Origin of the sequence: Burkholderia arboris, assembly GCF_902499125.1 — a bacterium.
Lineage (GTDB): Bacteria > Pseudomonadota > Gammaproteobacteria > Burkholderiales > Burkholderiaceae > Burkholderia > Burkholderia arboris.
This window is the reverse complement of sequence record NZ_CABVPX010000030.1, coordinates 25355-48428: the sequence shown is the minus strand read 5'-3', so window position 1 is coordinate 48428 and position 23074 is coordinate 25355. Positions and strand designations below refer to the sequence as shown.

Below are 23074 nucleotides of genomic sequence, written 5' to 3'. Positions count from 1 at the left end.
TAGCCAACACGGGTTGCCGGCGCGGACGCGAGCGAAGTTTGCCTGCCTGAGGACAACGCTTGGCCCGGCTCACACAGGACGCCCCGAAGTGCTTTCCTTCGACTTGACCGTCGATGGGACGCTCGTCTCTATCGTCACCTGGATGGGCCGCATCTGGAAAAATACCCAACTCGTCGTGCTGCTCGCGCGAGATTCTCGTCAGCCGCCCTGCCTTGGCATTCAGTCGGCTGGAACCACCGATAAGATTCCGCTGCCCATTACCGCCCTCACGACCATGAAAATCGCCGCTTCTCGAAGAGGGCTAAAATCAGATCGCCGAGTTAGGTAAAATCCCACTTGTGTCCGCTCACTCGTCACATCAAGGTGATGAAAAATAATCAAACAGACCGAGGCGCGCTCTTCCTGAATGACAACGCGATACCAGGCTGCTACGAGACCATCATTCGCGAGAATTACAGAGTGGAAGGGGATATCGGGTGCCTTCAAAGGGCAGTCTGCCCATTTTCGACATGCGGACCGGAAAACCCACGCGCTAGATACCGCTTGTCCAATATATTGTTCATCGCTATTAGTCGCATTTCACGAGAATGTTCAATTCCCCTCCCGATCTACGCCAGTGGTACTACTTCGTGGCAGTTGCTGAAGAGCGGCACTTCGGTCGCGCGGCCGTGCGCCTTTCAATCACCCAACCTCCCCTCTCACAGGCAATTCGTTCCCTGGAGCGGGAACTCGGCGTCGTTTTATTTGCGCGCACGAACCGAACGGTTGCGCTAACCCCGGTCGGCGAAGCGTTGCTCCCCGAGGCGCGCAAACTGCTCGCTGAGGCTGAAGCGCTTCCGCGACTCGCGCAGAGCCTCGCGCGCGGCGAAACCGGGAAACTGTCATTCGCATTTGTTTCCATTGCCGATTACGGGCTCCTGCCATCGCTGCTACGCGAATTCGGCGCCCGCTATCCGCTAGTGCGGCTGCAACTCACCGAAGCGACAAGCGACGTTCAAATCGACGCGCTGGTCGCAGGCCGCATCGACGCGGGCCTGATTATCCCGCCAGTATCGCCGCGCTACGCGGCTGAAATATCGTATTTTCCGGTCTTGAGCGAACCACTCGTGCTCGCGATGCCGGCCGGCGCGTCGAACGCACCCGAGGACGTACCCATTCATCTGCCAGACGTCGCAGCGCTTCCGCTCGTGATTTTCCCGCGGCATCTCGCACCGGCTTTCTACGACACCATTATGGAGTGCTACAGTTCTGCCGGCGTCGTTCCTCGCATTGGTCAGGAGGCGATCCAGATGCAAACAATCGTCAGTCTCGTTTCCGCCGGCATGGGCGTCGCCCTGGTTCCGCAATCGCTTCGCAACTTGCGACGCACGGGCGTCGTCTATCGCCCTCTGGCACACGGGCCATCCATCGTTGAAACGGGTCTTGTGTGGCGGAAAGACGATATCGGGCACGTCCTCGCCAGCTTCATCAACATCGTGCGAACCCTCGCACCTCAAACGAGACAAATTTAATCCCGAGAACGGTCAACGCTCGAGACCGATTCGCCATCCGCTCACGGCTCGACCATCCATACGCGCGTCAATACGCGCGCTCGAGTTGCTCGGTCATTTAAAGCGTCGGGCATGCTCGTCCATTTGTCGGCGCCGTCGCATCCGATCGAAAAGACCGCTTGCTCGTCCATCTTCCGGGTAGAAACGCAGCACCCCGTCCGGTAGCCGGCCAACCAAGCATGGCATCCGTTGCCAACGCAAACAAAGAAGCCCCGCGTATTGGGGCTCCGTCCCACCAGTCGGATCCACGCTGGATCACACTTGCAACGCCTACGTGAGCGCGCTCAATGCAGCCCCCGCGGCACTTCGCCGAGCGTCGGGTGCGCGTGGATCGTGCCGCCGATATCGGCCACCGGCACACCCACCTCCGGCAACTGCAAGCGCATCGCAGCCTGTCCGCGCACCGCGGCGGGCACGCACCGGCCGCCGGTCAGGCCTTGCCGTGCCCCAGCGATCCAGGGCCGGACGAAAATTCGCGCACGCCGTCGCGATTGATGCCGAAGCCGAGGCCCGGCGCATCCGGCAGCGCCAGCGTGCCGTCCTGCTCGGCCGGCAGGCCGGTAAACAGGTTCCGGCAGATCTCCACCGCGACAACGTGCCACTCGACCGACCCGCCGTTCGCGAGCCCGCCGTGCAGGTGCATGTTGTGGAACGGGAACGTGCCGCCGTTGTCGATCGGCACGCCGAACGCCTGCGCGAGCGCGGCCGCACGCGCCGCGACCGAAAAGCCGCCGCACACGCATACGTTGGGCTGCAGGATGTCGACGGACTCGTTCACGAGGAAATCGCGGAACCGGAACAACTGCCCCTCGCTCTGCCCGGTCGCGACCGGAATGCCGCCGCGTTTTCTCAGGTCGGCGAGCTTGACGGGATCGTTGTCGGCAATCGGCTCCTCGAAAAAGCCGATGTCGCAGTCGGCCACGCGCTCGGCGAGCCGCAGCGCGTGATAGTGGTCGAGCCCGCAATTCGCGTCGATGTAGATTTCCGCGGCATCGCCCACCGCATCGCGGACGGCCCGCACGCGCGCCACGTCGTCAGCGACGACCTGGTCGAGCGGCCGGCCTTCGTTGCGGCGCGCCAGCGCGTGATAGCCGACGATCATCTTGATGCGTCGGTGCCCGGCGCCGACGAGCGCGCGCGCGGCATGCGTCAGCTCTGCGCGCTCGAGCGACGCGAAGCCGAACGTCGTGTACAGCGGCACCACCGGGCGCGCGCCGCCGAGCATTTTCCATACCGGCATGCCGGCGATCTTGCCGATCGCGTCCCAGACCGCGATGTCGATCGCGGAGATCACGTGCCCCGCGTAGCCGGTCTGCCCGCGCGGGCACAGCAGCCAGTAAAGCTTGTCGAGAATCCGCTCGCGCTCGACGACGTTCATCCCGACCAGGTTCGGCGCGGCAACGTGATCGATCGCGGCGGCCACGACCGCTTCGTCGGTGATCGCCGTGAAGCCGTGGCCGGTCACGCCCTGCGACGTCTCGATTTCGACGATGACGCCCGACAGCTTGCCGGACAACCGGACACCGGCGATCTCGGCGTCGCCGCGCGCGAACACCGGCGTCGCGGTCATTTTCACGATGGTGTGCTGCATGTTTGCTCCGTTTTGTTTTGATGAGTGCAACAGGACTTCGTCAGGCCGCGCGTTCGCGCGGCATCACCGGCTCTGCGCGCGACGCAGCACGAACGTGACGCCGATGCCGGTCAGCAACCCCCAGAACGCGCCGCCGATGCCGAAGAACGCGTGGCCGGCGATCGTCACGAGGAAGGTCAGGATCGCGGCTTCGCGCGCCTCCTTGTCGGTGAATGCGTTGAGCAGCGCGCCGCCGAGCGCGTTCATCAGCGCGAGGCCCGCAACGGCCTCGATGATGATCGGCGGTGCGACCGCGATGAAGAGCGTCGCCGCGCTCGCGGCCAGCCCGTACACGATGTACGCGGCGCCGCACACGATGCCCGCCCAGTAGCGGCGCGATTCGTCGGGGCCGGCCTCGTCGCCCGCGCACAGCGCGGCGGTGATCGCGGCCAGCCCGATCGGCGGTGCGCCGAACGGCGCCGCCAGCAGGCTGCACAGCCCCGTGGCGGCGAACAGCCGCGACGCTTCGGGCCGGTAGCCGTTCACGTTGAGCACCGCGACGCCCGGAATGTTTTGCGACGCCATCGTCACGATGAACAGCGGCACGGCGACGCTCATCATCGTCTCCGCCGAGAACACCGGCGCGACGAGCGCGAGATGCGGCATCATGCCGTCCGCACCGATGCCTCCCGTCTTTGCGATGAACGCGATCACGATCAGTGTCGCGACTGCCGCGCACGGCACCGCGAGGATCTTGCGGATCCGCATCATGACGACCCAGACGAGCAGGATCGGCGCGACGACCAGCGGGTACCGCGCGAGCGCATGCACCGGTGCGACGCACAGGTTCAGGATGATCCCGGCGAGCATCGCGTTCGCGATCGGCAACGGGATCTTCGAGATCGCGCGGCCGAGCGGCTTCCACAGCCCGGCCAGCGTCAGCAGCACGCCGGTCAGCACCAGTGCCCCGACCGCCGCCGGATAGCCGCCTTTCACCGCGCCCAGGCCGAGCAGCAGCGCGGCACCGGGCGTCGACCACGCGACGCTGACGGGCATCCGGGTCCGGACGCTGAGCACGATGCCGGCCAGCCCCATCACGATCGACACGGCCATCAGGCCCGACGCGGCCTGCGCGCGCGTCGCGCCGACGTTCGTCAGCGCATTCACGATCAGCGTGAATGTCGACGCGAACCCGACGAACGACGCCAGCGCGCCTGCGCCGGCCGCGCGTGCCGAGAACCCGCGTTCGGTTTTCATTTCCGCGATACTGCTCATCTGTCCTCCGTGGAATGGATTCGGTACAGCAGCGGCCTCATCGCGCGTCGCGCGCCGGCTCGCCGCACTCCTGGTTCAGCGTTCCCGCGTGATACGCGGCGAGGAACGCGTCGAAATTGCCGATCTGCGTGCGTTCCAGATCGGCCTGGCGGCTCAGCGACTCGGCCGCCGTCGCATCGAATCGCGCCTTCAGGTCAGCCGGCAGCGGCCGCGCGCGGAAGTCCCCGGTATGCGTACGCGACTGCCGCATCCCGAACGCAAAGCACGCGCCGCGCGGGTCGTCGCGCAACGTGTGCAGCGCGTCGAGCACAAGTGCCGACGGCGTCGCCCGCGGATCGTCGAGCTTCGCGTATTGCGCATCGAGCGCCGCGGTCGTGCGCGTGTCGCCGCGCTGGAGATCCAGCACACCGGCCGCCTCGTGAACGCGTGCGAGCAGTTCGTGCGCCCAGGTGCGCAGCGCAACGCGTTCGCCGCCGCGCTGCAGTTCGAGCCCCGGGCGCCGGCCCTCCCGTGCAACCGTCGCGAAATTGCGCCGGCACGTGTCCTGTTCGGCATCCGTGAAGCACGGGCTGTCGTCGAGCGCGCAGAACAGCAGGAATGCGTCGACGAAGCGCAGCGTCGTCTCCGCTACGCCGTGCGGTGCAAACGGATCGATATCGAGGCACCGCACTTCGACGTACTCGACGCCGCGGCCGCGCAACGCATCGAGCGGCCGTTCACCGCTGCGCACCGTGCGTTTCGGGCGAATCGCCGAATAGAACTCGTTCTCCATCTGCAGCAGGTGCGTGCTGAGCTGCAGCCACTCGCCATCGCGCTTCGCACCGATCGCCTGGTACTCGGGACACGGCTGCGCGACGGCCCGCGCGAGCCCTTCCAGATAGGCCGGCAATGTGTCGAGGCACGGCGCGAACGCGCCCTGCACCCGGTTCTGGTAACCGAGGTCGCTCATGCGCAGGCTCGTCGCGTACGGCCGGTACAGCGTCTGTGCATCGAACGTGTCGAGGTCGTGCAGGTCGCCCGCGACGAAGCCCGCGCACAACGCCGGCGATGCACCGAACAGGTACAGCAGCAGCCAGCCGTAGCGGTGGAAATTGCGGATCAGCGCGAAATAGCCGGCCGAACGCGCGTCGTGCCCGTCGCGGCCGGCCGGCGTGCGCCCGTCGCGCAGCAGCGGCCACACGGCATCCGCGAGCGAATAGTTGTAGTGAATCCCGGCGATGCACTGCATCGCCTTGCCATAGCGGAACGCGAGCCCGCGCCGGTACACGTGCTTCAGGATGCCGAGGTTCGACGTGCCGTACCACGCGATCGGAATGCGGCGATCGTCGTCGAGCGGACACGGCATCGACTGGCTCCACAGCAGCTCGTCGCCGATCGCATCGCACGCGTAGCGATGCAGCTCGTCGAGCCGCTCGATCACGTCGGCGGCGTCGTGCTGCGGCGGCGTGACGAACTCGAGCAGCGGCTCCGCATAGTCGGTCGTGATCGACGGGTGCGTGAGCGCCGCGCCGAGCGCGCGCGGATGCTGCGTCATCGCGAGCCGGCCGGCGGCATCGACGCGCAGCGTCTCGCGCTCGACGCCGCACAGCCCGTGGCCGAGCAACGGCAGGTGGGCCGCGTCGCTCAGCACGCCCAGCCGGCGGCGATAGGTCGTCGTCATCCACGTGTGTCTGGGTGAAGCTTCATGGGTCATTACGGTCTCCCGTCACGAAATCGGATGCGGCGCCGCTCAGTCGAGCGGGCTCTTCGGCCGCGGCAGGCCGATGTTCTCGCGCAGCGTCGCGCCTTCGTAGCGCGTGCGGAACAGGCCACGCCGCTGCAGCTCGGGCACCACCATCGTCACGAAGTCGTCGTAGCCGTCGGGCACCGTGTAGAACACGACGATGAAGCCGTCGCATGCCTCCGTCATCAGCCACTCCTCCATCTGGTCGGCGATTTCCGACGCCGTGCCGACCATTTCGCCGGTGCCGGATTCGGCTGCCCGCTTCGCAAGCTCGCGCACCGTCAGCCCCTCGCGACGCGCCAGCGCCGCCCATTCGCGCTGGTTGCCCTGCCCTTGTTCGGTATGCGGCAGCTCCGGCAACGGCTTGTCGGGATCGAATTTCGAGCAGTCGACGCCGAGCCGGATCGACAGGTTCGGAATGTTGCTGTCGACGTGCACGAGATCGTCCATGTAGCGCTTCTTCGCCAGCGCCTCGGCACGCGTGCGGCCGACGTACACCTGGTTCGCGGGCAAGACCTTCAGATGGTCGGGATTGCGTCCGGCCGCGACCGCGCGCGACTTCACGTCGCGATAGAACGCGCGGCCCGTCTCGATGCTGCGTGCGTTGCCGAACACGAGATCGGCCGATCGCGCGGCCATGTCGCGCGCCTCCTCGGACGCCCCGGCGAGCGCGATCACCGGCCAGCCCTGGACCGGCCGCGCAACGTTGAGCGGCCCCTTCACCGAGAAGAACTTGCCCTTGTGGTTGAGCGGCCGGATCCGGTCGAGATCGGAGAACACACCGGCTTCCTTGTCCATCACCAGCGCATGATCGGACCAGCCGTCCCACAGCCCCGTCACGACCTGGAAGAACTCTTCCGCGCGCTCGTAGCGTTCCGCGTGCCGCAACGCTGTCTCGAGCCCGAAATTGAGCGCGGCTTCCGGATTGACGGTCGTGACGATGTTCCAGCCCGCGCGCCCGCCGCTCAGGTGATCGAGCGACGCGAAACGGCGTGCGAGCAGGTACGGATCCTCGTAGCTCGTCGTGCCGGTCGCGATCAGGCCGATGCGGTCGGTGCACGCGGCGATCGCCGACAGCATCACGAGCGGGTCGTACGACGTGATCGTGCCGCTGCGCTTGAGTGCGTTCGGCGGCATCGGCATCACCGCCAGATGGTCGGCCGTGAAGACCGCGTCGAAGCATGCATGCTCGAGCTTCTGCGCAAGCGACCGGATGATCGGCCAGTTGAAATTTGCGAGCGTCGGCGCGCTGGGATGCCGCCACCACGCGGTGTGCAGGCAGATCGGTCGCATGAATCCACCCAGGCAGAGTTGCTTCGTCATACGGGGTTCCTCGTCGTCGGAATGGGGCGCAATGCGTGCGGGCCGCGCGCGGCGGGCCCGTCAGCGCGCGTCGTTGAAGCGGGCGAAGCCGGCCTCCAGATCGCCGATCAGGTCGTCGGCGTTTTCGAGACCGATGTGAAAGCGCACGCACGGGCCGCCCGGATCCCAGTGCGACGCGGTGCGGTAGGCCGAGCAGTCGAACGGCATCGCGAGGCTTTCGTAGCCGCCCCACGAATAGCCGAGCCCGAAATAGGCCAGCCCTTCGAGCAACGCGGCGACGGCCTGCGCGGGTGCCGGCCGCAGCACGACGGAGAACAGCCCGGTCGCGCCACTGAAGTCGCGCGCCCACAGCGCATGGCCGGGATCGTCCTCGAGCGCCGGATAACACACCCGCCGCACTTCCGGGCGGGCCGCGAGCCAGCGCGCCACGCGCAGCGCATTCGCCTGGTGCTGGCGAATCCGCACGCCGAGCGTGCGCACCCCCCGCAGCGCGAGAAACGCATCGTCCGAGCCGATGCACTGCCCCGTGTCGCGCTGGTACTGCTCGAGCGCGGGCAGCGCGCGCGCCGACGCCGACACCATGCCGATCATCACGTCGGCATGGCCGGCGAGATACTTGGTGCCGGCCTGGATCACGAGATCGGCGCCGTGCGCAAACGCATCGAAGAACAGCGGCGTCGCCCACGTGTTGTCGAACAGCACCACCAGCCCGCGGTCGTGCGCGAGTGCGGCGAGCGCAGGCACGTCGCACATCTCCATGCTCTGCGACGCGGGCGCTTCGAGATACAGCGCGCGCGTGTTCGGCCGGATCAGCGCGGCGAGCGTGTCGACCGACGCGCACGGATCGAAGTACGTAGTCTCGATGCCCGCGCGCCGCAGCACGCCGTCGCACAGCTGCCGGGCCGGCCGGTACACCGCATCCGTCATCAGCAGATGGTCGCCAGCCGACAGGCACGACGACAGCGCGGTCGTGATCGCGGCGAGCCCCGACGGACACAGCACCACGCCGGCGCCGTGATCGAGCGCAAGCACCGCGTCCTGCAGCGCGGCGGTCGTCGGCGTGCCGCGCCGGCCGTAAACGTATGGCTGCGTGTAGCCGAGCAGATCGGCCACGCTGGGCGCGAGCACGGTCGAGCCGCGATAGACGGGCGGATTGACGAAGCCGTGATGCGCGGCCGGCGCGCGGCCGCCCGTGACGAGCACGGTGTCGACCTGCGCGTCGGCTGCCGGACGGATCGGGGCGGGCCGCATGATCACCCCTTCACGATGCGCACCGCACCGCGCGCGGCGCTGGTGGTCATCGCCGCATACGCGCGCAACGCACCCGACACGCGGCGCTGCCGCTTCTCCGGCTGCCACGCGCGTTCGCCGCGTTCTTCCATTGCCGCACGACGACGCTGCAACTCGTCGTCGTCGACGACGACACGGATCGAGCGGTTCGGGATGTCGATCTCGATCACGTCGCCGTTCTCGATCAGGCCGATCTCGCCGCCTTCGGCCGCCTCCGGCGACACGTGCCCGATCGACAGTCCGGACGAGCCGCCCGAGAAGCGGCCATCGGTGATCAGCGCGCACTGCTTCGCGAGCCCTTTCGATTTCAGGTAGCTGGTCGGATACAGCATTTCCTGCATCCCGGGCCCGCCCCGCGGCCCCTCGTAGCGGACGATCACGACGTCGCCCGGGCCGACCGCACCGCCGAGGATGCCCTCGACCGCCTCCTCCTGCCCCTCGAACACGCGTGCGATGCCGGAAAAGCGCAGCATCCCGCCGTCGACGCCGGCGGTCTTCACGATGCAGCCGTCACGCGCGATGTTGCCGAACAGCACCGCGAGCCCGCCGTCGCGCGAGAATGCATGCTCGGCGTCGCGAATGCAGCCGGTCTTGCGGTCGAGATCGAGCTCGTCGTAGCGGTTGTCCTGGCTGAACGCGACGTGCGAACGCACGCCGCCCGGCGCCGCGCGATAGAAGCGCGCGACCGAATCGACCCGATTGCGCATCACGTCCCAGCGCTCGAGCATGTGCGCGACGCTCGGTGCATGAACCGTCGGCAGCGTCGTATTCAGCAGCCCCGCGCGATCCAGTTCGCCCATGATCCCGATCACGCCGCCGGCGCGATGCACGTCTTCCATGTGCACGTCCTGCACGGACGGCGCGACCTTGCACAGCACCGGCACGCGGCGCGACAGCCGGTCGATGTCGGCCATCGTGAACGGCACTTCGCCTTCGTGCGCGGCGGCCAGCAGGTGCAGCACCGTGTTCGTCGAGCCACCCATCGCGATGTCGAGCGTCATCGCGTTCTCGAATGCATCGCGCGTCGCGATCGAACGCGGCAGCACGCTCGCATCGTCCTGCTCGTAGTAGCGGCGCGCGAGATCGACGATCACGCGGCCGGCCTCGAGGAACAGCCGTTTGCGCTCCGCGTGCGTTGCGAGCACCGAGCCGTTGCCCGGCAGCGCGAGCCCGAGCGCTTCGGCCAGGCAGTTCATCGAGTTCGCGGTGAACATGCCCGAGCACGAGCCGCAGGTCGGGCATGCGACGTTCTCGACCGCGCGCACCTCGTCGTCCGATACCTGCTCATCGGCGGCCACCACCATCGCGTCGATCAGGTCGAACGACCGCCGCTTTCCGCGGAAGGTCAGCTTGCCGGACTCCATCGGCCCGCCCGACACGAAGATCACCGGAATGTTGAGGCGCATCGCGGCCATCAGCATCCCCGGCGTGATCTTGTCGCAGTTCGAGATGCACACCATCGCATCCGCGCAGTGCGCGTTCACCATGTACTCGACGCTGTCGGCAATGAGTTCGCGCGACGGCAGGCTGTACAGCATGCCGTCGTGGCCCATCGCGATGCCGTCGTCGATCGCGATCGTGTTGAATTCCTTCGCGACCGCGCCGGCCGCTTCGATCTCGCGCGCGACGAGCTGGCCGAGATCCTTCAGGTGGACGTGGCCCGGCACGAACTGCGTGAACGAGTTGACGACTGCGATGATCGGCTTGTCGAAATCGGCGTCGGTCATTCCGGTCGCGCGCCACAGCGAGCGAGCGCCGGCCATGTTGCGTCCGTGGGTGGAAGTACGTGAACGATAGGTAGGCATCCTGAACCTCGGTTGATTCGATTCGAAAAGGTCGGCGCGGCCGGCAAGCAGCCCGCCGTCAGTGCGGCCGGCCGGCCGCACCCCAGTTGTTGTCGTTCTTCGCGAGCGTCGGCAGCACGAACGACAGGATCTTTCTCCGGTCGAGATCGGACGACACGCTGAGCTTGTATTCGAGCGCGGTCAGCTTGATCACGATGGACCTGAGCGCCTGGGTCAGGCGTTCGTAGCCCCCTTCGAAATAGAGTGTTTCGCCACGCTGCGCGATCACGCCGTGACGAGACAGGTAATGAAACAGCGCGACGGACGAGCGCGCGTCGTAGTTGTCGAGCGGCGGCGCCTGCAGCGGGTAGCGGATCAGACGCTCGGCCAGGATGTACTGGATCGATGCGCGCAGCACGCGATCGTCCGAGCGCAGCCGGAACAGCGCGAGGATCGACAGGATGTCGACGCGCAACTCCTCGGCGCCGGCACCGTTGCGCGTACTCTTCGCATCGAGGTACTCGGGAATCGGCAGGAAGCCCGTGCGATGGTGGTATTCGTGCAAATGCACCCAGATCGCGCTGGCCTGCGTCAGCAGTTCGTCATCGGCCGCGAGCAGGTCCGGAAAGGCCGTCGGCGACCATCTCGCCTCGATCGCCGGGCGCGTGTAGCGTTTGAAGCGCTCGACGAACTTGTCGATGAAGTAATACGCCTTGTGATAGGCGTGCAGATCGGCATCGATGAAGTTCTCGCCGAACACGGCGACCGCCAGCGGATTGCGGAAGCCGTCCGTGCACATCCGGATCTGCACCGGCAGCGCATTGCCGTCCGGCGCGATTTCAAGCACGCTCGGCGGAATCGGCACGGGTGCGATGGCGGCCGCCTCGAGAAACGCGTCGGCGTTGTACGGTACATCGAAAAAACCGAGGATGAAGCTAGGGTCAACCGAGTACGTCAGGTCCAGCAGGCGCCCCGATGCGAGGCAACGGTTTTCCAGCGTCACGAGCAGCGCGCGCACGTGCGGATTGTCGGCATAGTTGCCGAGGTGCGTCCGTGCGCATTGCGCAATGCGCGTAACGTCGGTGCGAAAGCCGCCCGCGAGGATCTCGCTCCGGCAGCGGTTGGTGGCTTGTACGATTTCGCGTTTCATGTGAGTCGTCCTGTCGGCGCGCGTCGTTATACGACGCGGAATTCGCGCTGCAGATAGACGAGCGCGTCGTCGTCGGGCGCCGCGCAATGCAGCGACACCACTTCGCCCACGAGCAGCTCGTGCGTCGCGGCGCTCATCGATGCCACGAGCCGGCAGTCGAGCGCGATGCGTGCACTCGCCAGCACCGGCGCGCGCGTCGCGAGCGTGCCCCATTCGCCCACCGAGAAGCGCTCGTCGCGTGCGTGCGCGGTGCGGCCCGCGAACACGTCGGCGAGAAACCGGTCGGCCGCGCCGAGCGTGTTCACGCAGAACACCTCGTTCGCGATCAGCCGCTGCGCCGACACGCTGTCTCGATTGACCGACACCAGCACCGTCGGCGGCGCGTCCGACACCGACAGCACGGCGGTCGCCGTCATGCCGCAGCGCCCCGCCGGCCCGTCGCTCGTGAGTACGTGAACCGCCGACGCAACGCGGCACATCGCGTCGCGAAAGCGTTGCGGCGAAGCGCCGATCGACTGGTCGGTGAACAGCGCGGGTTCGTTGTGGATCATGTCCTGTCTCCGGGATGCATTGGGGGAAACGCCGCGCTACCGGTTCACCAGCGCCTTCGGCAACGACAGCGCGAGCAGCCCGCCCAGCGCCATGCAGCCGGCCATCATGTAAAGGCCTGCGTCGTTCGATCCGGTCACCTGCCTGAGCAGCCCCATCAGATAGGGGCCGAGGAATCCCGCGAGATTGCCGATCGAGTTGATCATCGCGATCCCGGCGGCCGCCGCGGTGCCGCCGAGAAAAGCGGTCGGCAAGCTCCAGAACAATGGAATCGCGGTGAGGATGCCCATCGTCGCGAGCGTCAGCGCCGCGATCGCAAGCCCGGTCTGATGCGCCCATCCGACCGCGAGCACGAGCCCGACCGTGCCCATCGCGCCAGGCACCGCAAGGTGCCAGCGCCGCTCGCGCTGCCGGTCCGAACTGCGCGCGATCGCGATCATCGCCAGCACCGCCAGCGCGTACGGCACCGTCGACAGCAGCCCGATCGTCAGCGGATCGGCCACACCGGTCGCATGAATGAGCGTCGGCAGCCAGAACCCGACGCCATACAGTCCGATGACGAACGAGAAGTAGATCGCGCACATCAGCCAGACCCGCGGATTCACCATCACGGCGCCCAGCGACAGATGCGACTTGACGGCTTCCTCCGCGTTCACGTTGCGCTCGAGCAGCGCGCGCTCGTCGTCGCTCAACCATTTCGCCTGCGCAATCCGGTCGTCGAGCAGCGCATACACGAGCACGCCGGCGACGATCGACGGCAACCCTTCGAGCAGGTAAAGCCACTGCCAGCCGTGCCAGCCGTTGAGCCCGTCGAACGCCTTCAGGATGTAGCCGGACACCGGGCCGCCGACGACCCCCGACAGCGCCACGGCCGTCATGAACACCGTCGTCATCCGCCCGCGCCGGTGCGCCGGATACCAGTAGGTCAGGTACAGGATCACGCCCGGGAAGAACCCGGCCTCGGCGGCGCCGAGCACGAAGCGCATCGCGTAGAACGCCGCCGGCGTCGTGACGAACATCGTCAGCGCGGATATCGCGCCCCACGTCACCATGATCCGCGCGATCCAGACGCGTGCGCCGACACGATGGAGAATCAGGTTGCTCGGTACTTCGAAGATGAAGTAGCCGAAGAAGAAGATGCCGGCGCCAAGCCCGTAGGCCGCATCGGACAGCCCGAGATCGCCGGCCATCTGCAGCTTCGCGAAGCCGACGTTGACGCGATCGAGATACGACACGAGATAGCAGAACAGCAGCAGCGGCATCAGCCGCCACGCGACCTTGCGATAGGCTGCTTCCTCCGAAACCCGCAATGCGGGCGATACGGTCGATACAAGCGTCTCCATGATTTTTCCTTTCTTTCGATCGGTTATTTTTTGTTGCGCACGGCGTCCGGATTCCGGCTTGCGCCGCTCGGCATCGGGCCGCGTCGCCCAGCGCGGCCGAGCGCAGCCGTCACGTTCGCGCGCGCAGGATGCCGCGGGCCGCACGCCTGCGTGCGACGTCCGTTCAGCGGTTCGTCGAATCCGGTTCGGGTGCTGCGGATCAGGTGCGCATCGGTGTCGCGATGGCCGGTCGCGACAGCGCGACGCCCCCGGGGGCTCGTTGTACGTCGTTGTGCCCGGGAACTGCGTCGCCGGCAGGATGGAACGCGCGCAGCGCGCGCGGGTAGTCGAAAGCGTTCTTCATGTTCAGCCTTTTGCTCACATGCCCGCTTAGGGCTCCTTTACAACGTTCGTCGACGTTCGAAGTCGAGAACGCACCGCTGGACCGGACGCCCTTGTGGAGCCTCCGGTATCGTGATTCCATCCGGCCGCGCACGGCGTGCCGTCACTGCATTGCTGGCGGGCGATCGCGCAACCCGGCGATGTAGGCGACCGTGCTGTCCCGATACGACGTCGACACGCCCGCATCGGCCAGCCCGCGCACCAGCAGGTCGCGATAGCGTGCACTCGGCGCGGCGTCGCAGTCGAGCGTGACTGCACCGCGATACGTCAGCGCGTGCACGCGCTGCCCGCCCTGCTCCGACACCTCGACCGCGCACCGTACGTAGCGGCCGAGATGCACGCCTTCGCGGCGCTCCAGCGCGGCGAGCATGCCCATCGGCAACCGGTACAGCGCCCCCTCGACGATTGCGCCTGCAGCCGGTTCGATGTTGGCGCAGCAAACTGGCTCGTTGAGCGACGCGTAGTTGAAGGCGAGACGGTGGTCATCGAGCCGCGCCGCGCCCGCGAAATATGCCGCCGCATCGCATCCGAGCGAGGTCGACAGGCTCGCGAGATTCATGCACGAGCCGTACGCGAAATACGCGAAATGCTCGCCGCTCAGCAGGTCTTCCGTCGTCATCGTGTCGCGTCCCGGGTCGTGACGTTCGAGGTTGGACAGGCGCGCATCAGCATGAAGAACCTGCAGCGCGCGGCGTACCCAGCACGTAGTGGTCGTAGATCGCCGCGACCGACGCGATCGAGTCGAGCACGAAATCGCCGATCGGAATCTCGATCCTGAGCGTCTGCTCGATGAACAACACGAAGTGCACGAGCGACAGCGAATCGAGCAGGCTGGCATCGAGCAGGTTCGTCTGCGCCGTCACACGTGCCGGGGCGCCCGGATCGATGCCGGCCAGAAACGTCTTCACGCTGTCGATCAATTCGTCGAGACTCATCATCCGCATCACGATTACGCTCCAGAAACTTTCGTTCGTCCCGTCCCGCATGCATCGCGCCCGCCGGCGACATTCGCATCGAGCCGCACTATCCTTCACATCGTCTTTCGTTTTTGACTTTCGAGCGGGCGTCATGCACCATGCGACGCGTCGACACGACAACCCGGTCAGCTTCCCGATTCATATAAATAGGACACTTAACCAATATGAAAACTCATACGTTGTTCTACTGCCCCGGCCACCTGTCATTTGCACCGCACGTCATCCTGCGCGAGCTCGGCGCGCCGTTCGAACTCGCACTCGTCTCGATCAAGGACGGTGCAACGCAGAGCGCCGAATTCCGGCAACTCAACCCGAAAGGCAAGGTGCCCGTGCTGCACACCGGCGACGATGTGCTGACCGAGTCGTCCGCGATCCTGCTCTATCTCGGCATGCGCTATCCCGAGGCCCGGCTGCTGCCCGATACCGCGATGGGCATCGCACGTGCCGTCGAGTGGATGAACTGGCTCGCGTCAGTGCTGCCCGGGACGGTCGCGCTCAATTTCCATCCGTCGCGCTTCAGCGACGACACGGCCGCGCACGACGGTATCCGTGCGAAAGGACGCACCGGCATCCTCGCCGCGTACGCGCAAATCGACGAACGGCTCGCCGCGCACGACTGGGCACTCGGCGAGCATTACTCGATCGTCGATCCGATGCTGCTGATCTTCTTCAAATGGGGGAACATGCTGAAGCTCGACATGCGCGGGTTCGCGCATTGGGCTGCACATACGGAGCGCATGCTCCGCCGCCCTGCCGTTGCGACCGCGCTGTCGGTCGAACAGATCTCGGTCTGGGCGTAATGGCGAAACCGGGTCGGGCATGTGCCCGATCCGGAGTGCTGCCCGCGTCCGTCGCGTCTCCTTCATCTTCTCAGGTCCTTTTCGCCGCTTTTCTTTCTTTGTTGCCCCGGCCTGGCCCACGGACATTATTTTCAATGCCCGGCCGACCCGTGCCACGACTCCGGGAACAGGAGCCGCGACCGCAATCGTGAATGGCGTTCGCTCGTGTCACCTGGCCCCTTCGGCACAATTTCCGCGATCACGGCGAATGCGTGAACAATGCAGCATCCATTTCGAGACGTCCAATATATTTTCGACAACCGATTGAGTCGCGGAAAATATCAATCCGGCGATTCCAGCCTCGTCGGAAACAATCACGCACCTTCTCGCCGATCACCAAACACGGCAAACGTATCGGCTGGCATGTAGGTGGAGGGCAACAGATTGAGAAGCCGGACATCTTTTCGGAGAGACAACAACAACTCGGGCCCCTCGGAAAAAGGGACTTTTCCGCCCGATAAAAATCAATGACTTAGCCATATTTTTTGAAACAACCCCATGCTACCCAGCTCGGAAAAAATGTCCTTGGGTATGGGATTTCTCAGAGAATTCGTCTTTGGGAATGTCGCCCGCCTGCATCGGAGTATTCCGGTAGAACCATCCGATGAATGATTTGCCGTGTGCCGCTGGTTTCCGGAAGTCGCGCAGGACCCGAGCGCCAGCGAAATACCATGGCCCATCGTCGGGTAAGGCATGGTCCGGCCACGATCTGCGCCCGAAACGGCTCGCTGGCAAGCCGCTCGACTACTATCCGGTCGAGCGAGCAGCGAAGCCGTGGTGGCTCGACAAGGACGCCTGACGCATAGCGACAGATATCTCGGGTTCGATCGAGCATGCGCCCCTGTCGGCCAAGCGGCCCGGGAACAGCAATCCGCCCGGGTATCGGTGGCGTCGAAGCGATCGGATGGCGCCTGTTGGCCCCGCGACTGTTCAACCGCGGTCTGTCGCAAGACACATGAGAGCGCATTTGCCTGCATCCTGGTGCCGAGACAGCAGAGGTTCGCTTTCCGACGCGACGCTTGTCCAGTCCATGACCTGCTTGATCGCTTGCGAACCGGGTCCGTGGCTATGGGGCGCTACCGATCGGAAAGAGGTCGAGCGTACCGTCCCCAGGATCGTATATGTGGAGGCGATACATCCTCGCGGCGTAGCAGAACTTGGGAATCCTTCCCCCAAGACGCCTAGAATTCAGTCATGGCTGCATTCCACAAGGAGGCTGTCATGACTCAGTCGATGATTGGTTGGGTGGTTGGTCTTGCGGTGGTCGCGGTGGTTGCCCTCGCGTTGGCGCGCCGTTACCAGAGCGAACATCCCGGTATGGAAGTTGTTCAGTGGTTGGACTCGCATCACCTGGGGTGGCTGCATCGCAAACATTGACGTGCCCACGCTGGCGGCGACAACCCCGCCTTGCCGAAGTTTACCGGGGACCAAACGCACGGATGCAGGCGGGCGGGTGTAGTCGACCATGTCGTTGTCTTACCAGGGGTCCTGGCAAGGAAGGCATCATGGATGATGAAGTATGTACAACCCATACGCACGTGGCACGCCTTCGCGTGGTGAAGACCGTGTCTGGGCGCTATCGCGGAATCGTCCACGTGCACCGCATTGGAGAGGATCCTGACTCCTCTGAGCAACACGATACCGAAGGGGATTTTTCGACGGACATAGAGGCGCGTGACGCCGCTCGAACGCTCGCGCGCAGTTTGCTCGACGAGCAAATCGAGGTGCACGAAAAAGCGCAAGGAATCGATTGAATCTGCGTCGGCGGATTAGTGGCTACGCAGCGTCGCTCGACAACGCGACGTCCATCAGCGCGTGGCACGCCAGTCGCACAATGCGGCCGCTCGTCCGTTGATCTGCTTTGAGAGCACGGAAAAAAGGAATGCCGGTGTTACGGTGCAAGTTTCCCGTGACCGGCAGCATGGCATCGGCTCGCTCAATATCGGATCGGGACGCGAGTCTCCGATTGACGCGCGCACCCATGCATTGCTGTTCGACAAAGAGTCGTCTCAAAGAACCGCGTCGAGCATCCAGTGCTCGCCTCGGTTCCGGTCGATGATGTCTTCTGCGTAACGTTGCGAGGCCCGGCGTGCGTCACCGGCACTGGCAAACGGCGCACCGTCGACAAGCTTGAAGGTCTGGCTCCGGGTCAGCGTGGTGTCGGTGCCGCGCAGGCAAACCTTGACCGCCGCGTCGAAACCGGCTTCGTAGTTGTGAGTACGGCCGGCGCCTGCGTGAAAGTGAGGGTAGATCAGCGGATATATTTCGAATCCGCGATAGGTACACATACTCATGATGAACTCCTGGTGATTGATGGCTACAAACTGCGTAGACGAGCGCGATCAATCCTGTATCGACGCTACATGGTCAGCGTCGAACAAATCGGTTTCGTGGCGCACTGGGCGAAGCCCGTTCGTCTTTGTGCCGGAAATTGATACGCCCTTTGGTCAGGTCATAGACCGACAATTCGAGCCTGACCTGATCGCCAACGAGAATGCGAATGCGGTGCTTGCGCATGCGGCCCGATGCGTACGCCGCAACGACCGCACCGTTTTCCAGGGTGACGCGAAACCTGCTGTCCGGAAGCACCTCATTCACTACGCCGTCCAATTCCAGCAATTCTTCCTTTGCCAAATCAATTTCTCCAATCGATGTGACGCACCGCAATCGCAGTGGCGTGCGGATCTCCGCCCCCGACAGGGCGCGGCTTCATTGCAAATACGAGATTGACCATGCGTGGGGAGCGCGTACCAACACGACATGCGGGCCACGCCCTGTCCGGCCGCTAGCGCGTCTCGGTGGAGCGCTTCTTCCCGCTCGATCTGGCGGGCGCAGCGGGTGCCTTCGGCGGCACCCAGTTCAGCGCCGCGCCGAGCATCGGCCAATCCTTGGAGCGCCGTGGTCTCGCGAGTGATCGCTTGTTGCGCAACTGACTCTTGGTCAAAGTTACCTCCGTACGCGTCGATCGCAAACTCACGATGAATGAGCCGTCCAGTCGTTCGCCGCCGGACGCGCGGCGTCCCCACCTTCTTCCTTGTGGTGTACGTTCGCACATATCCGTGCAAGTCGTCTCGACGCGAAACGGTAGTCGCAGGAGGACCGGGGACGCCTGCGGCGGATGCGAAAGATCCCGACCGATGACTGCATGACCGACCCTGTACGCAGGATCGGAGAATGATGTGGATTACTGAGGAGTGATGTTCGATGCCTGCAGACCCTTGGGCCCGTGCTTCGTCTCATAGCTGACCTTTTGACCTTCGGCCAGCGTCTTGAAGCCATCGCCGCGAATCTCCGAGAAGTGCGCGAACAGATCATCGCCGCCGCTGTCAGGCGTGATGAAGCCAAAACCCTTGTTGTCGTTGAACCACTTGACGGTACCGGTATCCATGGAAACTCTCCTGATATTGGACAATATGCATGCGCCCCGATAGGGGTGCACGAAAAAGGATCAAGGAGGGAGAGGACAACGAATACCGCGTTCCGCGGTCAGTGATGAGCAGCAATCACGCTTCTTGAAGGCTTCAGACACCCACCCTACGCGGGGCCAAACACCCTGTCAAGCTGTTTCGGTCGGAGCATGTCGGGTAGGCGCGCAAGAAGACGCCGCGATCGGCGAAGCTCGCCCCGGTTGCACATCTTTGTCTCCATGGCTTCGAGTTGTTTCGAATTTCTAAGTGAAATTTCGACGATACCGTCAGGGCACCATCGCTCCGCGTACCGGCGATTGTTCACACGTGACGGAACCGATGCGTCCCCGCGCCCGATCGGGGCCACAAGCCATGCGGCGGTTCGCGCAGAACTTTCGCTGTACAAGTTCGCCAATGGGCGTAGGATGGATTCGTTGACTGACTCGCTACCGATTCCCGCGCCACTCAAGGCGCGCCCCCCTCCGAACGTGATCGGGCCTCTCATCGAAACCGCGCAATGCGGACGAGCGCGACACGCATCGCCTCCCTATACGAAGCGTCTGATCGATACGTGTCTGCAGGGCATGAGCGTGTTGGATAGCGCGTCCCGATCTCTTCCCCTGTCCATCCTGCTTCTGCGTCCGCGGCGGCGCCACAGACTCGAGCACGCCTGGCGCATGGCGTGCCGGCATCGGCGGGAGACTGGACATGAACAGGAAAGACCTGTTGAAGTGAATTCGACACGATGGTTCTGGCGTCATCGAGCAGTTCCTGCCGTATGACGCTCGTGCCGAGCTGGATGACGTCATTCTCGATCGTCGTCATGAAATCGATGAGGATGCCTTTCTGATGTTTCTCTCGATCCGCGCGCTGTTGCGCAAAGGCGGAATGTCGAGCTGAGAATCGGGCCCGGAGGCAGGTCATATCATGGCATTCCTCGATATTTGATGGTCCCGGTCGCGACGAAACGCTCGCGGTGGCCACTGGTCCCGCAGCAACTGAAGGAGGAAGGAAAATGCAGCTCGATTCAACCCGATTCCATATCGACCCGACACCGCGCAGAGCCGACGGGGAATACATGGCACACGCGCGGATCAGCATCAATCGTTCGGATGGCAGCGAGTATGACGTGCAACTGAGCGGAGATCTGGCTGGCTTCGATGTGCGCGAGGACGCGATTGTCTTTGCGAAAAGCTGGGCCCTCGAATGGCTCGAGGCGTATTGGGTCGACGATCTCCCAGCGTCGATGATTTGAACTTCGGGTGGCACGCCAGCCACCCGCGCAGGAAGCGCCTCCATTGCGCCGCTCGTCTTTCCCGCGCCCACGCCATCGGGCCGCACGAGTCCCTCGCCCACGAAGTCCGCGACTCTCGTAAGCCGGACTTCCTCCCAGGTGCGGCACGTCGCGTCGGGAAATCATTCCAGTCTATCGAAGGCACCCGCTTCGAGATCTTTCCTGAAATGCTGTAGCCAGTCGCTTTCGTCGCCGACCACGTATTCCCTCGCAATCTGCGTCGAGAACCTGGTTATGGTGACATAGCCCTGCAGACCGAGGTTCTCATCACCCTTCGGATCGGTCGTATCGGTTTCCTGCAGATCGAAATCGCCCTCTGCCAAACCACGGCGCGCCAGGGTCGCCAGAAAGTCTCGGTGTTCATCCGGTTCGATCAGCCGCATATTCAGCCCCCTTGTGTTCAGCGCAGATGTCGCGGGGCTCGATGTCACGGGGGGCCGACGGCACCCGCTCAGGCGTTGAAATCATGCGCACTGAACCCATGCGGTGTACATCACGATCCCCGACATACGGCGCTACCAGACAGCAAGCATCATTGCCTGCGGTTTTATCGTCTCGGTCCTTTCATGCTTTCCGACTCCATGGCCGCATTCCGCTCTTCACTCGCCTCGATGGGGTCCATCGCTTCGTCAACCGACGCCGTTGCGCGCTCAGCAGCCGCTTTGGTTTCGTCTTCCGGGGAGTCGGCATCGCTGTTGCTGTCACCCGGGGGGAGCAGCATGTCCTTGAGCATCGCGCTCAGCTCCGGCGTGTCCCACGGCAGGCCACGGCTGGTTCGGACCTTGATGTAGTGCCTCACTTCCGCGTCCTGCTCCGCAGTTAGCGGCAGCCCCCGGAAGGTGCTTTTGGGGTCGGGGTCTCTCATCACTGTCTCCTACTGCTATAGCGTCTTCAGTGTAGTCCCATTGCGACCATGAGAGCCGTGACCGCAGCGCTCATTCGTTGAATCGAGTGCCATGCGTCGCTGCGGCAGGCAACAGGCGGCCATCAGCTGCCGCTGGCTGCCTACGTCACGATGACATTCGAGCCGCCGTGTCCCTCGGTTAAGCGGCATTCCGCCCAGGATTCCGTTCGCGAGTACGTCCCCTGGTACCGCAGGCAGTGTCTCCAGCCGCAGGCTGACTACGCACACGATATCCAGGCGCGGGGCGTTCAGGCAGGCGCCCTCTACGTTCACGACCTTCATCCGGGCCGGTAACGCAGTTGCAGCCGTCGCAGATATCCTCCTTCGTCGTTCATGACCGACTAGTCCTGCGGACTGCGAATGGATTTAGCCAGGCACCCGGACGATATTGGAGCAAGACAAATCAGCGACGGCCGGTGGCAGCAACTGGCCGACGCAGTTCAGGGGATGCTCGGCAATGCGAGCGATGACGTGCCGCAGGCAGGCTTTAACCGATCCATATGCACGTGGCATGTTGACGTCAACGGAACGGGACACCGGGTCGAACCGCTAATGGCCGGTTTCGGCTTGTGGCCACGGGCAGAGCGAAAATCGAGCGCGCGACGAAGTAGGGGCGGACGCCCCCGATCAACTATGCTGGAAGCTCACAAGGAGCCGACCATGAAGCCACATGACGTGATGACGATCTTCGAGCGGATGAACGCGGAAGGAAAGGCGGCCGCCGATCTGGACCATGCGTGTGCCGGGTTCGCTGGCTGGTTGGCGGAGGCATGGAGTCGATTGAGTGAGGACGAGATCGCACTGCTGACGTCAATCGGCGCTACGCTGTATCGCGAGGGGTATGCGCGGCGGTACTAGGCAGGTTCGGGGGCTGGCGTGATATATGGGCGGGGCGGACCGAAAGGGCGTATAAAGTCCGAATGACTATCCCCTCCGTGACCGCCGAGTCGGTCCTTGGTCTGTTCCGGCTCATTGCCGGGAGGGAGGAGCGCCGGACTTCTGGCGAGTCGGCCAGGATGGTGGCGCTCCTGGCTCTTGCCGAGCAGCTTGCACGCAACCATCAGGCAATGACCGAAGATAGCTGGGATGCAGCCGTTCGTGTCGGCGGCCTGCTGTTGCGAGCGGAAATGCTCAACAACGACGCTGACACGGTGGCACTTGAGCTGCTAAGCCGGCTGCGGCGGCGGAAATGAAAAGCCGCGTTCGGGCGGAGATGGATTCGAAGAGATCGCCACGCACCGAAGAGGAGCGAGGCTGACAGCCGTCGTCACGTGCAGGCAGCGATCCGCTTCGCGGAGCTCGTGATCGCGATACGCGCCAGGCCACCTTCGGTCAATTCAATTGCGGTAATCGTCTCGGCGCCGCCCTAAGGTGCTCGTTCGAAGGTATAGTGACTCACCCCCTGTGGAGTGACCAACATGTCGACACGCCCGCTTCTTTTCTACAAGGGGTATGAGCTTCATCCCCTCGTCTTCGCCCGCACATTCATTCGCTTTGACGGACATTCCCGCTACGCCGAAGGGTATGACGTTGCGGTGCGGATATGTCGCCCGGGCGCGATAGCAACCTCCGCCGCGAGCCGTGTTTTCAGGCTGGACCAACCGCTTGCATTCTCTGACTTTGGAATGGCAAGGCGTGCCGCCCGGCAGCAGGGAGAGGACATCATCGACGGAAAGGTGAGCGGCGCTTCGGTCATCGACATGTGACGAGGCTGC

General features: G+C 64.4%; 25 protein-coding genes. 9 read left to right on the top strand and 16 right to left on the bottom strand.

Annotation, left to right across the window (positions count from 1 at the left end; translation table 11 throughout):
• Positions 1-88 precede the first annotated feature (88 nt).
• Positions 89-328: a hypothetical protein gene (locus tag BLA15945_RS28995; RefSeq protein WP_155627241.1), complete on the top strand. Its 240-nt coding sequence runs from the start codon at positions 89-91 to the stop codon at positions 326-328.
• 259 nt (positions 329-587) lie between these two features.
• Complete coding sequence (locus tag BLA15945_RS28990; RefSeq protein ID WP_059238119.1) at positions 588-1511, top strand: LysR family transcriptional regulator; 924 nt, start codon at positions 588-590, stop codon at positions 1509-1511.
• Between the two features lie 469 nt (positions 1512-1980).
• Here BLA15945_RS28990 and BLA15945_RS28985 read toward each other — a convergent pair whose 3' ends face one another.
• The 11 genes from BLA15945_RS28985 to BLA15945_RS28935 form a co-directional block, all read right to left on the bottom strand.
• Positions 1981-3141 carry a mandelate racemase/muconate lactonizing enzyme family protein gene (locus BLA15945_RS28985; RefSeq protein ID WP_059238122.1) on the bottom strand — a complete coding sequence of 387 codons (1161 nt, stop codon included), beginning with the start codon at positions 3139-3141 and terminating at the stop codon, positions 1981-1983.
• A 63-nt stretch (positions 3142-3204) separates the two neighbouring features.
• On the bottom strand, positions 3205-4395 hold the full coding sequence (locus BLA15945_RS28980) for a benzoate/H(+) symporter BenE family transporter (RefSeq protein ID WP_059238123.1): 1191 nt from the start codon (positions 4393-4395) through the stop codon (positions 3205-3207).
• Between the two features lie 37 nt (positions 4396-4432).
• Positions 4433-6055 carry a glutamate--cysteine ligase gene (gene gshA / locus BLA15945_RS28975; protein WP_174994021.1) on the bottom strand — a complete coding sequence of 541 codons (1623 nt, stop codon included), beginning with the start codon at positions 6053-6055 and terminating at the stop codon, positions 4433-4435.
• A gap of 69 nt (positions 6056-6124) precedes the next feature.
• Positions 6125-7441, bottom strand: coding sequence for an LLM class flavin-dependent oxidoreductase (locus tag BLA15945_RS28970; RefSeq protein WP_059238127.1), 1317 nt, complete (start codon positions 7439-7441; stop codon positions 6125-6127).
• A 60-nt stretch (positions 7442-7501) separates the two neighbouring features.
• A complete protein-coding gene (metC, locus tag BLA15945_RS28965; protein WP_059238129.1) occupies positions 7502-8692 on the bottom strand; it encodes a cystathionine beta-lyase in 1191 nt (396 codons plus the stop codon).
• A gap of 2 nt (positions 8693-8694) precedes the next feature.
• Positions 8695-10536 (bottom strand): dihydroxy-acid dehydratase, encoded by a 1842-nt coding sequence (gene ilvD, locus BLA15945_RS28960; RefSeq protein WP_174993991.1) that lies wholly within the window; start codon positions 10534-10536, stop codon positions 8695-8697.
• Between the two features lie 58 nt (positions 10537-10594).
• Positions 10595-11665, bottom strand: a complete 1071-nt coding sequence (locus BLA15945_RS28955; RefSeq protein WP_226196145.1) for a DUF6421 family protein — start codon at positions 11663-11665, stop codon at positions 10595-10597.
• A 26-nt stretch (positions 11666-11691) separates the two neighbouring features.
• A complete protein-coding gene (locus BLA15945_RS28950; protein WP_059238133.1) occupies positions 11692-12216 on the bottom strand; it encodes a flavin reductase in 525 nt (174 codons plus the stop codon).
• Between the two features lie 36 nt (positions 12217-12252).
• Positions 12253-13557, bottom strand: coding sequence for an MFS transporter (locus tag BLA15945_RS28945; protein ID WP_174993990.1), 1305 nt, complete (start codon positions 13555-13557; stop codon positions 12253-12255).
• A gap of 484 nt (positions 13558-14041) precedes the next feature.
• Entirely contained in the window at positions 14042-14557 is a 516-nt protein-coding gene (locus BLA15945_RS28940; protein WP_059238135.1) for a gamma-glutamylcyclotransferase family protein, read from the bottom strand.
• Positions 14558-14603: 46 nt separating this feature from the next.
• On the bottom strand, positions 14604-14882 hold the full coding sequence (locus BLA15945_RS28935; protein WP_196486645.1) for a phosphopantetheine-binding protein: 279 nt from the start codon (positions 14880-14882) through the stop codon (positions 14604-14606).
• 197 nt (positions 14883-15079) lie between these two features.
• Between BLA15945_RS28935 and BLA15945_RS28930 the strand changes: the two genes are divergently transcribed.
• From BLA15945_RS28930 to BLA15945_RS28920, 3 genes are all read left to right on the top strand, one after another.
• Positions 15080-15715 carry a glutathione S-transferase family protein gene (locus BLA15945_RS28930; RefSeq protein WP_174993988.1) on the top strand — a complete coding sequence of 212 codons (636 nt, stop codon included), beginning with the start codon at positions 15080-15082 and terminating at the stop codon, positions 15713-15715.
• A gap of 1233 nt (positions 15716-16948) precedes the next feature.
• The gene (locus BLA15945_RS28925; protein WP_174993978.1) at positions 16949-17131 is read left to right on the top strand and encodes a hypothetical protein; all 183 of its coding nucleotides are present in this window, start codon (positions 16949-16951) and stop codon (positions 17129-17131) included.
• Positions 17132-17259: 128 nt separating this feature from the next.
• On the top strand, positions 17260-17508 hold the full coding sequence (locus BLA15945_RS28920) for a hypothetical protein (protein ID WP_233464329.1): 249 nt from the start codon (positions 17260-17262) through the stop codon (positions 17506-17508).
• 255 nt (positions 17509-17763) lie between these two features.
• Here BLA15945_RS28920 and BLA15945_RS28915 read toward each other — a convergent pair whose 3' ends face one another.
• From BLA15945_RS28915 to BLA15945_RS28905, 3 genes are all read right to left on the bottom strand, one after another.
• A complete protein-coding gene (locus tag BLA15945_RS28915; protein ID WP_059240859.1) occupies positions 17764-18048 on the bottom strand; it encodes a hypothetical protein in 285 nt (94 codons plus the stop codon).
• Positions 18049-18121: 73 nt separating this feature from the next.
• Positions 18122-18388 carry a translation initiation factor IF-1 gene (infA, locus tag BLA15945_RS28910; RefSeq protein WP_081051969.1) on the bottom strand — a complete coding sequence of 89 codons (267 nt, stop codon included), beginning with the start codon at positions 18386-18388 and terminating at the stop codon, positions 18122-18124.
• A gap of 550 nt (positions 18389-18938) precedes the next feature.
• Positions 18939-19142, bottom strand: coding sequence for a cold-shock protein (locus BLA15945_RS28905; RefSeq protein WP_059238145.1), 204 nt, complete (start codon positions 19140-19142; stop codon positions 18939-18941).
• Positions 19143-20176: 1034 nt separating this feature from the next.
• Here BLA15945_RS28905 and BLA15945_RS28900 point away from each other — a divergent pair.
• Complete coding sequence (locus tag BLA15945_RS28900) at positions 20177-20416, top strand: hypothetical protein (RefSeq protein WP_059238147.1); 240 nt, start codon at positions 20177-20179, stop codon at positions 20414-20416.
• 161 nt (positions 20417-20577) lie between these two features.
• On the opposite strand, the gene BLA15945_RS28895 is transcribed toward BLA15945_RS28900, so the two are convergent.
• Positions 20578-20838 carry a hypothetical protein gene (locus tag BLA15945_RS28895; protein ID WP_059238149.1) on the bottom strand — a complete coding sequence of 87 codons (261 nt, stop codon included), beginning with the start codon at positions 20836-20838 and terminating at the stop codon, positions 20578-20580.
• A gap of 164 nt (positions 20839-21002) precedes the next feature.
• Positions 21003-21320: a hypothetical protein gene (locus BLA15945_RS28890; protein WP_059238152.1), complete on the bottom strand. Its 318-nt coding sequence runs from the start codon at positions 21318-21320 to the stop codon at positions 21003-21005.
• A 699-nt stretch (positions 21321-22019) separates the two neighbouring features.
• On the opposite strand from BLA15945_RS28890, the gene BLA15945_RS28885 reads away from it, so the two are divergent.
• From BLA15945_RS28885 to BLA15945_RS28875, 3 genes are all read left to right on the top strand, one after another.
• Entirely contained in the window at positions 22020-22217 is a 198-nt protein-coding gene (locus BLA15945_RS28885) for a hypothetical protein (RefSeq protein ID WP_059240860.1), read from the top strand.
• Positions 22218-22279: 62 nt separating this feature from the next.
• The gene (locus BLA15945_RS28880; RefSeq protein ID WP_059238153.1) at positions 22280-22552 is read left to right on the top strand and encodes a hypothetical protein; all 273 of its coding nucleotides are present in this window, start codon (positions 22280-22282) and stop codon (positions 22550-22552) included.
• 225 nt (positions 22553-22777) lie between these two features.
• Positions 22778-23065 carry a hypothetical protein gene (locus BLA15945_RS28875; protein WP_059240861.1) on the top strand — a complete coding sequence of 96 codons (288 nt, stop codon included), beginning with the start codon at positions 22778-22780 and terminating at the stop codon, positions 23063-23065.
• Positions 23066-23074: the final 9 nt, after the last annotated feature.